Origin of the sequence: Paenibacillus sp. ALJ109b, from assembly GCF_010747435.1 — a bacterium.
GTDB lineage: Bacteria > Bacillota > Bacilli > Paenibacillales > Paenibacillaceae > Paenibacillus > Paenibacillus taichungensis.
This window is the reverse complement of sequence record NZ_JAAIFP010000008.1, coordinates 83,524-96,339: the sequence shown is the minus strand read 5'-3', so window position 1 is coordinate 96,339 and position 12,816 is coordinate 83,524. Positions and strand designations below refer to the sequence as shown.

Below are 12,816 nucleotides of genomic sequence, written 5' to 3'. Positions count from 1 at the left end.
TATATGTAGCAAGATCCGTGCCAACTCCGGTTGATGAAGGAATATTTTTATAAATAAATGTTTTTCTTCAAAATCACCGCCCGTTTTCTTCTATGCAGAATAACCTTGGCATGATTATTGCTTGATAACTTTGTTATAAAGAAACATGATCCATAAGGAGGAACCCCGATGAGTATCGGAACCGAAATGTACCGTAAAACGCTGCTGACCGTCGCAGGTAATAAAGCTGTGGAGAATCTCTCCATTAAATACGGCAAAAAGCTGGCTGGCAAATTTATCGCAGGCAACACACTGGAAGAAGCTCTCGAAGAGATTCGGGTACTCAACAACAAAGGCATTATGGCTACACTGGATCATCTGGGCGAGGGCATTACCCATTTAAGAGAAGCTGCGCTGTATCGGGATGAGTATATACGTCTGGTTGAAGGCATTGCCCGTCAGGGTGCGGACTCCAATGTCTCGCTAAAACCAACCCAAATGGGACTCGCACTGGACCCTGAGGAAGGTTATCGAAATATACGTGCGGTTGCCACCCAAGCGAAGCTGCATAATCTGTTTGTGCGGATCGATATGGAGGACAGCCCGTTTACCCAAGCGACTTTGGATATTGTGCGCCGTTTACACTCGGAGGGACTGGATAATACAGGTACGGTACTGCAAGCTTACTTGCATCGTACCGTGGAAGATACACGTGATATGATTCGAGAAGGCATCCGGCTGCGTCTCGTCAAAGGTGCTTACAAGGAACCTGCATCCGTAGCTTATCAGAACACTTCAGAAGTGATTGATCAATTCAAAACAATGATTCGCAACCATCTCGATCAAGGCGTATACACTGCGGTTGCTTCACATGATGACCACATTATTTCCTGGACCAAGCAATATGCGAAGGACCGTGGAATTTCCCCGGATGCGTTTGAATTTCAAATGTTGTACGGCTTGCGTATGGGCGAACAGGAACGCCTGGCCAGAGAAGGATACCGCATTCGTTGTTACGTGCCCTATGGAACCATGTGGTACCCGTACTACACCCGCCGTCTGGCCGAGAAACCCGCAAATCTCTGGATGGTGGTCAAAAACATGTTCCGATAATCACCTCGTGGATTAATACTATCTAAACTTACAAAGATAAAAATAAAAACCATGCTGCCACTTTCTAATCCCGGCAACATGGTTTTTTATTCTGTACACACAGTATTTCAGAGTATCCGACCTTGCCTTTCCAATAGCCACCCTTTTAATGTCTAAAAAATGAGCATTCTCAAATTGAAACGTCTACTTTTCTGGACACATTCCGTTTGCTATTTATGAATAACCGCTTTATTCCGAGCCTAAGGTAATATCACAAAAGATGTATATTGAACACATCTATCAAATTCCGGTTATCGATTTTGATCGTGACGAATTGAGTCGGCTGGGCACCCGTTATTCCAGAAATGTTATTTTCAATGGGACCCGTTGATAGAATGGCCATATCTTCACTCTCCTTTGATTAAATGCACTCATCCCTTTATGGCCTTCGCGTATAGCATTATTCAGAAGCTTCTCAATGGTGTGGACAATTCGTATACTATAAGAATAATCACTTCAATTGCCCCGTCATTTAAATGTCATGTTTAATAACAAAGATCAGACTATAAATCCCATTTATCATTCCAGATTTAACGATTATACCTAAACTATAAATTTGAAAGCGCATTCTATATTGAATAAATAAATACTGCTATCTTCTATAGCTGTGATATGTATGCTTCATGTCAAAAAATATATACACACTTCATTTGGAAAGTTATAATATGGGTAACTATCATCCCCACAATCATTTCATCTGGGGGCCGCTTGTAAGCAGCTCGTGCAACAGGTATAGTTTCCGAAAGTTATGCCCTAACTGAGGTGATATTGATGAAACATTTACTTCCAGAATTAATGACCTTATTACGTACAAATATGAGTATCCTGGATTCGGGCCTTTCCATGCCCGTTATCCCTTCAACCACTGGACTGGCCGACGCCATCCCCCTATTCAATACCAGTCCTTATCTGTTAGTTCAGGATGATGGACCTCTATTGGGCTATATCGCTGTATCCGATGTTTTACAAGAAATGATGCACGCCCATCGTCTTATGGAAGCTTATTTCGAGACAACACTGGAAACCGCAGGCTCAGCTCTCACATTGATTAATGAAGAAGCAAAGGTGACCTACTGGACATCGGGTGCAGAGCATGTTTTTTCCATCAACAAAAAAGATATCATTGGTAAACCGGCAGCGGATTTCTTTCCGCCTGATCGCCTTCAATCGCTCAAAACGTTATACACAGGGGAAACCGTGTATCGAAAGCAGCACCAGCCAAGGCCCGATCTATTCGCCTTGATTAATGCACGTCCAGTGCAACTCGATGGACGTATTGTAGGTGCGGTTGCCGCCGAAGTGGATATAACAACCGAAATACGTCTGCATCAAGAGTTATTACATATGACATCCAAAGTCCAGCATCTGGAGAAAGCCGTTGCCCGTCTGCGCCCGGATTCCGATCCATTTGCCAGAATTAAGGGCAGCAGCCTGGTAATCAAGCAGTGTCTGGAGACTATTCGTAAGATCAGCACTACCTCAGCTACCGTGCTTATTCTTGGAGAAAGCGGAACGGGCAAGGAGCTATTCGCCAAAGCTATTCATGACCTGCGTGAACCGCAGACAGCGCCGTTTATCGCCATTAACTGCGGAGCTATTCCCGGTTCATTATTTGAAAGTGAGTTATTTGGCTACGAGAAGGGTGCATTTTCAGGGGCTGATCCCAAAGGAAAAAAAGGGAAAATCGAACTAGCTGAAGGCGGTACGCTCTTTTTGGATGAAATAGGTGAAATGCCGTTGGAGCTTCAGGTGAAGCTCTTGCGTGTATTGCAGGAGAAAAGTTACTTCCCTGTCGGTGGAACACGCATGAAACAGGCAAGCTGCCGGATTATCGCCGCAACCAATCAGAATCTGCTGGGCATGATTGCCCGCAATCAGTTCCGGGAGGATCTCTACTATCGACTGAATGTCATTAACCTCGTCATCCCTCCCCTGCGTAAGCGCAAGGAAGATATTTACGAGTTGACACAGACTTTCCTGCAGGAGTTTTCCTTGCTCTATAATCGTCATATTGAACTGGTTCCTCCTGAGGTGTTCAAGCTGTTATTCCAGTATGACTGGCCGGGTAATGTACGGGAATTAAGAAATGTGATTGAGCGGATCACTATTCTCACCACGGATGGCGAGGTCAAGCCCGAATATCTCCCTGACACCTTCATTGCATCCATGGATCAGGAACAATCCATATTGAACGAGACGGTACAGCTTCATCCACAGCGTGGCCTGGAATCGGGCCCATCTCGTTTTCATGGAAGCTCGGACGCATCTGTCTCAACACATAAAGGGGGACAAAACGACTCGCAGGAGGCTTCTACCCTATCCTATCAGGAGAAGTTGGACACCTACGAGTCGGAACTCCTGCTGCAATATTTGAAAGCCGCCGGAGGCAACAAAAGAACACTCGCCCGGCAGCTGGGCATTTCCAGAGCAACGCTCTATAATCGCATGAAGAGGCTCGGTCTATGACCAGCCTCTTCTTGTCGTTATAATGAATGGTACAGAGAATTGTTAAGCCTCGATGAAGAAGGTTGGTTGTAGCACATGGAGATACAGAATCACATGATGTTGTGGAATCACGCTTCCTTCAACATATTTGATATCCGCCGCGTAGTAGTCCGAGCAGGTCAGACTTTGCGTCCCTATGTCTTGCCAGCCAGTGTCTTTATCATGTCTGTCCGCGGAAGTGCTCAGATTATACTCGATGAGACATCACACAATACACGACGTTTTCAGATATTCCATGCGGGTAAAGGAAGCATTCTGAACGTAGAAGCCGGACAAGAAGAGTTCGAATATTATTGCGTATATTATAAAGCAAAACTTTCACTGCCAGCCCATAGCGAACTTGCAGCACTGGCTGAACGTCTTCGTCCTTTCCACGTTACCTACAGACTAATCCCTGCGGAACCCGTTATACTCTATCGCTATTTGACGGACATGCATAAGGAATGGAGCAAAGCCGAAGCGCTTGGACATCTGCGTGCCAAGAGCCTGCTTTTTCAATTCATCACTGAAGTGCTGAATCAGATGCAGACTCAAGGTGCACGTTCTCAGAAACGCGATCTGGCTGCGCAAATCATCTCGATTATTCAGTCTCGATACGCCGAAGCCATTACGCTGGAATTACTATCAGAGAACCTGAATTATAGCGTTCCACATCTCTCCTCCTATTTTAAAAGCCGGACCGGACTCAGCCCGATTGATTATCTCATTAAAGTACGGATCGAAAAGACGGTAGCATTGCTGCTGGAGACGGATGCCACCTTAAAAGAGATTGCATCCAGCGTTGGTTATCAGGACCCCTACTATCTGGGCAGGCTGTTCAAAAAGTATAAAGGTGTCTCCCCCTCACATTTCAGAGCGGAGCATAGAGCCACCCAACGAGAAGATAGTCCTTCCACAACCATGAGATTATCCATTGGCCCTCCAAAACCCCTCAGCTATACTGTTGTAGATGATAATGATTATCAACGAGCTAGGGATGGAGAGGACGAATTGAACATGTACAGAGGATCAAGACCACCTATCACGACGGTATTATTGCTTAGCTTTATGCTGTTGATCAGCGCTTGCGGGACGGAGACTACAGGTAATAGCTCCTCGGGAGCAGCAGAGAATGCGACAACTCCGACCAATACCAAACAAGGACAAGCTGCTGGAACTACAACTGCCGAGCAGCCACAGACCAAAACCGTATCCACGGTTACAGGAGATATTGAAGTCCCATTGCAGCCCAAACGAATTGTAGCGGGTGAATACCTGGGCAGTCTGATCGCTCTGGGTGTAACTCCTGTTGGAACATCAAGTCACCACATTTCGAACCCCTACCTGCATGATGCGCTGAAAGACGTGGAGGATCTGGGAGATGGCAACGGCAACTTGGAGAAGATCGCTGCCATGGAGCCGGATCTAATTATTATGGATGATATGTACGCTGAAATGAATGAGCAGCTAACTAAAATCGCCCCGACTGTAATCATACCCTATGCCTCATTCAAAACCGTGCATGAAGAAGTTAGCTATTTCGGTGAGCTACTAGGCAAGCAAGAGGAAGCAAAGGCCTGGCTTGCTGATTATGACCGCCGTACAGCCGCAGCGAAAGAACGAGTGCTCCAGGTTATCCCTGCCGAAAGCGCATTCTCCATTCTGGAATATATGGGTAAAGATATTTCAACCGTTGGCGCCAACTATGGCAAGGGCGGACCCGTGATATACAATGTGCTTGGTTTCAAACCTCCAGCTGAGGTAATCGCTGAGTTAACCGATCCAGGCTGGGCGAGTCTCTCCACGGAAGTTTTGCCTAAATATGCTGGGGATTATATCGTTCTAACGACAGATAACCAGACGATGGAAGATTTAAAGGCTGACCCCATCTGGGGAGGATTGGACGCCGTCAAAAATGATCATGTATATATCTGGGGTGCCGATCGTTCCTGGTATTGGGACCCCATTGCCATTCTCACCCAAACGGAAGAACTGGCTGATTGGTTAGTGGGAACAAAGCATTAATGCTTCAATTTCACTAACCAATCAGCATCATGGCCCCTGGATTTCACGGTCATCTGTTTGAGATTTATTTCAACCAAAAAAACACGCAGGACTGGCTCGATAGGCCGGTTACTGTGTGTTTTTTTGGTTTATTCCAATGATATTAATTTATGTTTGATGTTAATTTCCCATGAATCCATATTATTCTTTCAATCACGCTACAGTACTCTTGCCAGTCGGATCAAAGCCGCTCGTAGATGCCGATAGAATGTCGCCCGGCTCATTGAGCATGCCTGTGCTGCGGCAGTTGGATTGCCAGCATATGTCCAATAGGCTGCATATAACAGCTTCTGATCCTGCTGGGAGATACCATGAACCCGGCCCTCCAGCAAATCCAGGATATGCGACTGTAGATGAATGCCGTCCGTCATGCCATTCACTCGCCCTGCGGACTCATGCAATTCTCCGGGAGAATGCAGATGAGTCAGCATTTTGCGTAAATCCTGTTCGGACCAGGGTACCTGACTCACGCCAGATGCCCCCTGCTGTAATCCGCTGTTCTTCGTATCAGGAATCAAAAGAGACATCACCCAATCACCGAATTGTCCACTGCGCAAATCCAGATCCAGCACATCTGCCTGATCTGCATACAGGTCACATAAACGAGTACGTGCTCTTTTACTCCGAAAACCAATATTCTGCAAAAACAGCTTCAGATACGGATTGGTTGCGACCAGTATGACCCTGGCCCCTTCTCCCAGTAGGGACAACCGATCCAGTGACATATAACCCACAAGTTCTTCACGTTTGTAGCCTGGCACATCATCCCTTGCTGCAGCGAGTACCGCAAAGTGAGTATCCGTCTGGTCTGGATCACAATCCAGCTCTTCCGGTGTGAAACATTCCTGCATCTCGGCTGGAAAATACTTGGACAACATCCCGCTGCTCTCCCGGTGCACGAGTACCGTAATGAACATCGCGATCGGATCGCCCTCCTTGTCCCGCATCAGTACAATCCCCTCAGGATAACGCTGTGCAAGTTCGTCTAAAAAAGCAGGATAAGACGGCGCCTGCCAAGGCTCCACACTATACTCACACCACTGTTGGAGTAATTTGTGCAACGCTGGCAAGTCCTCCGATCGCATCACCTCCATCGGAGAAAACAGTGAATCCGCCGACACATCAGCGTACTTCCGATGCTGGAGCATGGATTCCTGACACAAAAGGAGCATTTTCCTCGTAATCTGGCGTCTCTCATGTGGACCAGCTTGTTCATGGAGCGGCTTCAGCAGCCCCGCTATTCGAACGCGCATGGCTTGCAGACGCTGTGGTTCACGTTGGCGAAAATCCCGAAGCAGATGTAATCTGGCCATATCATGCAGTGCCAGACCATTAGGACCGGAACGGATGAACGACATACGTCTCAAGACGTTATATTCCTCAAGCGTCACCTCTGTTTGCAGCACGGATGCCAACAATTCCTGATTCGCCGTTTCCAGCAGCGTTAATACCTCTACCATTGGGTGCAGGCGAGGAAGCGTCAATTCAAGCAGCAGCCTGGCACTAATCATTTGTGATAATTCGGTCCAATCGGAGATGGGAATATTCCTGCGCTGATCCGCAGCCTCCACAGCAAGCGCTAGCCCGAGCGGATGTCCATCCGTCATACGCGCAATCGTCCCCGCTATGCTCCTGTTCAATGATCCTGCCACTGCAATATATTCGGACACTTCTTCACCCGTAAAATGTTGAAGAGGCATCTGCACGAGGCGCTGCCGCAACCTTGGATGTGTCCGCCACGCTGAAGCAGGCTCCGGTCGTGAGGCCAGAATAATAAGTACTCCATATAACGGAAGCTTGGATACGAAGACTTCCATAAACCAACTCTCCAGAAGAGCCAGCTCTTCATAGTTATCCACAGCAAGGACCAGCCGCCTCTTTACTGAAGTCTCACTCAGCAGGCTCAATGGCCGCGTGTTACCATCACTCCCCATTGTCTCTAGTCCCAATGTAGAGGAGAGATAATCCAAAAAGACCGACGGTGTAGAGCCGCAGGATCTGCCATCCATCCATATGGCGGTCGCTCCCTGGTTCCGAGCAACGGACAACATCTCAGACAGCAAGGATGATTTACCGATTCCTCCCATGCCCGTAACCGAAAAAATGGTTAAAGGTGCTTCCGGATTGTTGAGCCATCGGTCCAACACCATCAGTTCCTTGGCTCGACCCACAAAACGTTTTCCATGACCATAATGGCTATCATATTGAATCTCACTACTGTTTTCCATCTGTGTCCTCCGTACTAGATACTGGTACTTTCCTTAACCGTATTTTCTCACAAATTGAGACTACATTGAGACGCACAGTTACATGTGAAGTGATAAAATCTAGATAAAAGCCAAATTATAGTAAATATACAAAACAGCTGTTTGCAAACGTTTAACACAGGGTACATACATCTTTCATGAGGATGTTCAACATAATTCGCCATTCCGCTAATCGAGCACACCAATCAAGTGGGCATCCACCCATTTCGAACTTCATGCTTCCCTTTCAGAACCTATACAGCCCGATATTCCAGGAAAGGCGGATTTGTGTGAGAAAAAACCTCGATATCTGTAATCTGAGCGGACAACTAGGAATCAACCGTGAGCGACTTGATGAATGGTTGCGTCAAACCGTTGTTTCATCCAAAAAAATGGAGACGGAGACTCTTCCTGAGCGCAGTTCTTCGCCATATCGCTTGGCCGCTCCCACCTCGTTATCCCTTGCACCTTCCTCCGGCCAACCCAAACTGTTCCGTGGCCGCCGTCCGGCTTCTGGCAACTCTGTATTACCAAGAGCATTACGACACGCTCGTCGCATCAGTAAAAATTGCTAGACTGTGCATGCTTTTCAATAATGCACAGTCTGGACTGTCACCAGCCTGATTCATCAAGACGGAAAATCCTGTTCCTCCTCGATCATGGCATGAGCAAGCAGCGCCATCTCCAGGCAGATTCTTCTTTCCTGATCCATAAAATCAGGTCCCATTAATTCTTCTAACTTCTCCAATCTATTGTACAAGGTTTGCCGATGTATGAACAATTGAGCAGCCGCATCCCGCTTGGAACCGAAGTTTTGCAGGAAAGCATCCAATGTCTCCACCAGCCTTAGATGATGTGTCCGATCATAGTCAATCAGAACGCCCAGATGATCATTCACAAAAGGCTGCAAAAACGATTGGGGCAATGCTTTAAGCATTTGATATATACCCATACGTTCGTAAAAATGAATATGTTCCAGCCGATCCACGGATCGTGAAACTTCAATGACCTGATACGCCTCTCGCAGACTGTCCGGCAATCCTGTTAATCGGTTACGCACCTTGCCAAATCCGGCATGGATCGTAACCTGCTTCAGGTTGCGACTCGCAAATCTCTTCACATCACCAATAATGCCTTCAAGTGATTTTACCAGTTGATTTCGTGTGGATGTCTTACTCTCTTCCTTGGCACAGCATACATATACCTGATTATTTTTCAGCATGATGAGGCTGGCCAGGTTGTTCTTTTTGAGCAAGGAACGCAGCAGCACCAGAATATCCTGATGATTGGTTTCCATTCGCTCACGGCCGATGCCTTTCAGACGGTGCTCCATCTCAATAACTCCGCCGGCAAACCAGTACTGTCCCTTCACCAACAGACGGAGCCCCATTCGGGTCTGAGCCTGCTCCTCTTGAAGAATGTTACCGTTCATCAGATCCTGGATCAGCTCATTCTGGTTGCGTACCATCTTCTCCTCCAGAAACTGAGAGCGCAGAGTCAGTGCGGCCGCAGCCTTCGCTGTATAATCGAGCAACAACTTAAGATACTCGACGGGTGCTGAAGGATGTACAACCATGCCTACCGCGGAAAAAACCTGCCCAAAACATACGACCGGATGACACAGTAACACCTGTTCCTCATCCAGATGGAACCATAACTCCGTATCTGAATCATTGAGATCCAGATGCTCAACCTCCTGTTCATACCATGTGTAGATCGCTTGCTGTGTCTCGGAGGGTAACTCGGGCACAAAACTGCCCGGTTCCATGGACGAGATATACACAACCGGCTTGGCTGCGTATTCATGCAGAAGATTGAGCACTGCCGACATGTCTGTACTCTGTAATGTTCGCTGCTGAAGCTGACGGGAATAGGTTTCCAGGCTCTTCAGCAGCTGGTGCTGATGATTAATAAGCAAAGCGTGAATATCTTGCGTGATCTCAACAAAACGGACCGGTTGTTCAAACACGATAAGCGGGAATTGATGCCTGTCGGCCAGTTCAATCAATTGTTCGGGAATGCCATGAATGCTCGTGCCAAACTCCACGCAAAGCCCCGCCGCTTCGCTCCGGATTAACTGGAGCAGATATTCTTCGCGCCCTTCTTCCGATTGAAGCCATAGTCCAGTGGATAAAATAAGATCATGGGGACTTACAAAGGGAGAAACATTGGTGATCTCCAGCACATGAACCCATCCAACTTGACGTGATGTTCCTTCTTTCCCCGCAGCAAGCCGGGCTTTGGCAAAGACAGGGCGAGCCAGAATATCCTTTATCGTAAACACGCGGTCATTTCTCAATATCGATCCCTCATAGTGTCATTTTTTCTTACATTATAAGCGATGGACAAATGTCCTGAATAGTCTTTTCTCGACATTATGTTGATTCAATTCTTCAAAACATAGACATCAGGTAAGGTGCAAAACGATGATCCAGGTCATAAACTTGTAGTATAAGCTAACAACCATTAAATGGACGAGGTGCATGGCGATGAGAATCGGAATTCCGAAAGAAATCAAAAACAATGAAAATCGTGTAGCAATGACCCCAGCTGGAGCTGCTGATTTTGTCAGAGCCGGACATCAAGTCATGATCGAACGTGGGGCAGGATTGGGCAGTGGATTCACAGACAACGAATATCAATCGGCCGGAGCGGAGCTTCTGGATACAGCTTCAACTGTGTGGGAAGAGGCAGATATGATCATCAAGGTCAAAGAACCCCTTGCCAGCGAATACGCCTATTTTCGCCCTGGCTTGATTCTCTTCACCTACCTGCACCTCGCAGCGGAACCTGCACTGGCAAAGGCACTGATTGAAAGCCGGGTGACCGCCATTGCGTACGAGACATTGGAAGTTAACGGGACGCTGCCTCTGCTCACCCCGATGAGTGAAGTTGCCGGACGAATGTCGGCTCAGATTGGAGCGCAGCTGCTGGAGAAAACGGAAGGTGGCAAAGGTATTCTGTTATCCGGTGTACCCGGCGTAAGCCGTGGCAAGGTCGTCGTTATTGGTGGCGGCACGGTGGGTACCAATGCCGCAAAAATCGCGATTGGTCTGGGTGCGGATGTGACCATCCTCGATTTGAATCTGAATCGTCTGCGCCAGCTGGATGATATTTTTGGCAATCAGATTCATACGCTGGTATCGAGTCCATCCAATATTGCGTCGGCTGTTGCGGCTGCCGACCTGCTGATCTGTGCGGTGCTGATTCCAGGCGCCAAAGCGCCAACCCTAGTCAGCGAGCAAATGGTTACCACCATGGCACCCGGTTCGGTCATTGTGGATGTGGCGATTGATCAGGGCGGAATTGTGGAGACCATTGATCATATCACGACCCACGATGAACCGACCTATGTGAAGCATGGTGTGGTGCATTACGCGGTAGCGAACATGCCAGGCGCGGTGCCGCGCACGTCTACGGTGGCGCTGACTAACGCCACTATGCCTTATGCGCTGCAGCTGGCGAACCACGGTGCAGCAGCCGCGATTCGCGGCAGTGCGTCCATTCGCAGCGCGGTGAACGTGCTGAATGGACATATCACGTATGAGGCGGTTGCCCGGGATCTCGGGCATGCCTATGTTCCCGCAGGACAGGCGCTGGAGAATACCGCCACGGTCCAGTAATCTTGATATGACCGTTCCACCTGGCGCCTTGTCGCCGGCCTGTGGAACGTAATAGAAGCGCCAGTCCGGGCAGATCCTGTCCAGGCTGGCGCTTCTTGTTTTATTTTTACATGAAATAGGAATGAGATCTGAAGCTACTTCAGGTGGCGCTCTATACTACACGTTCGCTGCATACCTCACGGAAATTACAGTCCCGGCAAGCGCGGCGTGAAGGCATTGGCGTGAAATATGAGACGTCTTTGGGACGGTTGTAATACTCATCATCCACACAGGAGCGCATCTCCGCAATATACCTCCCCACGTTCTCCTCCACCTTCAGGATATCCTCTTCCGTTGCCGTAAACTCTCGGTGTGTTCCGGTTAACAGGTACTCCACCCGCAGCTCAATCTGCTCCAGTGGAACCCGGTAATGCTCCTTCACATAGGATGCGTACAGCATCAACTGATCCGAGAAGTCATCCTCCTTGCCCGTCTTCCAGTCCACAATGACGATGTTGCCGTTGCTGCGACGATATAACAAGTCCATCTTCACATACACACGCGTATCGTGCAGCATCATCGTATCCCATTTCTCAATCTCCAAAATATCCGTACTTGCACGGGACAGGTCCTCCCACGTAAGTGTCTGATACAAATTGCCGACACAGGCCGAAGCTCGTTCTTTAATTGTCGCAATCCGGTCATTCAACGTGTCATCCCCGTAATACATCTCAGACAACATCACCCGGTTCTTGGGATCGAGCCGCCACTGATCTTGATCCATTGATTCCACATACGCCTGATTCAGCAGCTTGCGCATCGTCAGTTCCAGAAAGTGCTCACGAGGTTTATCCTTGCCTTCTTCCCTGCTGCGAACCGCTGATTCACACATCCGATGTGCGAGGTCACCGAATACGAGGTATAGATTACTGAGCTGCTTCAATCGATACAGACGTACCTGCATCTCATCAGCCGAATCTGCCTTCCAGCCGTTATGGGCTCCATAATAATGATAATAATATTTGCGCAGGCACTCATCGAACATACTCGCCCGCGACTGCGAATAAGACCACTGCGGGTATTGTGCCATAAGATATTCTGCCTTTCTGTATGCCGGATCTGCATGAGATCCCTTAATGCTCACAGTATATAGGAAAGAGCAAAAACGTCGCAAGCACCCCTTCCGTAATTTTCTTCTATCCGCAACCGTTTCCGATTCGTTGCGTAACGTTTATATAGTAACATCACCAAAAGATGAAATTACAGAGCAGAACGCATACTATTCTAAA

At 48.0% G+C, this 12,816-nt stretch carries 8 protein-coding genes; 5 read left to right on the top strand and 3 right to left on the bottom strand.

Features of this window, described 5'->3' with window-relative positions:
- Positions 1-168: 168 nt before the first annotated feature.
- The 3 genes from G3352_RS10150 (at position 169) to G3352_RS10140 (ending at position 5,640) form a co-directional block, all read left to right on the top strand.
- Positions 169-1,092: a proline dehydrogenase family protein gene (locus tag G3352_RS10150; RefSeq protein ID WP_063564617.1), complete on the top strand. Its 924-nt coding sequence runs from the start codon at positions 169-171 to the stop codon at positions 1,090-1,092.
- Between the two features lie 834 nt (positions 1,093-1,926).
- The gene (locus tag G3352_RS10145; RefSeq protein ID WP_240343013.1) at positions 1,927-3,597 is read left to right on the top strand and encodes a sigma-54 interaction domain-containing protein; all 1,671 of its coding nucleotides are present in this window, start codon (positions 1,927-1,929) and stop codon (positions 3,595-3,597) included.
- Between the two features lie 93 nt (positions 3,598-3,690).
- The gene (locus tag G3352_RS10140; protein ID WP_240343012.1) at positions 3,691-5,640 is read left to right on the top strand and encodes an AraC family transcriptional regulator; all 1,950 of its coding nucleotides are present in this window, start codon (positions 3,691-3,693) and stop codon (positions 5,638-5,640) included.
- A 197-nt stretch (positions 5,641-5,837) separates the two neighbouring features.
- Here G3352_RS10140 and G3352_RS10135 read toward each other — a convergent pair whose 3' ends face one another.
- Positions 5,838-7,907, bottom strand: a complete 2,070-nt coding sequence (locus tag G3352_RS10135; protein WP_163756168.1) for an ATP-binding protein — start codon at positions 7,905-7,907, stop codon at positions 5,838-5,840.
- Between the two features lie 308 nt (positions 7,908-8,215).
- Between G3352_RS10135 and G3352_RS10130 the strand changes: the two genes are divergently transcribed.
- Positions 8,216-8,500: a hypothetical protein gene (locus tag G3352_RS10130; RefSeq protein WP_163756166.1), complete on the top strand. Its 285-nt coding sequence runs from the start codon at positions 8,216-8,218 to the stop codon at positions 8,498-8,500.
- Between the two features lie 53 nt (positions 8,501-8,553).
- Here G3352_RS10130 and G3352_RS10125 read toward each other — a convergent pair whose 3' ends face one another.
- A complete protein-coding gene (locus G3352_RS10125; RefSeq protein WP_163756163.1) occupies positions 8,554-10,224 on the bottom strand; it encodes a PucR family transcriptional regulator in 1,671 nt (556 codons plus the stop codon).
- Positions 10,225-10,414: 190 nt separating this feature from the next.
- On the opposite strand from G3352_RS10125, the gene ald reads away from it, so the two are divergent.
- Positions 10,415-11,548 (top strand): alanine dehydrogenase, encoded by a 1,134-nt coding sequence (ald, locus tag G3352_RS10120; RefSeq protein ID WP_163756162.1) that lies wholly within the window; start codon positions 10,415-10,417, stop codon positions 11,546-11,548.
- A 151-nt stretch (positions 11,549-11,699) separates the two neighbouring features.
- Here the strand turns inward: ald and G3352_RS10115 are convergent, their stop codons facing one another.
- Complete coding sequence (locus tag G3352_RS10115; RefSeq protein ID WP_163756773.1) at positions 11,700-12,617, bottom strand: PD-(D/E)XK nuclease family protein; 918 nt, start codon at positions 12,615-12,617, stop codon at positions 11,700-11,702.
- Between the last annotated feature and the right edge of the window lie 199 nt (positions 12,618-12,816).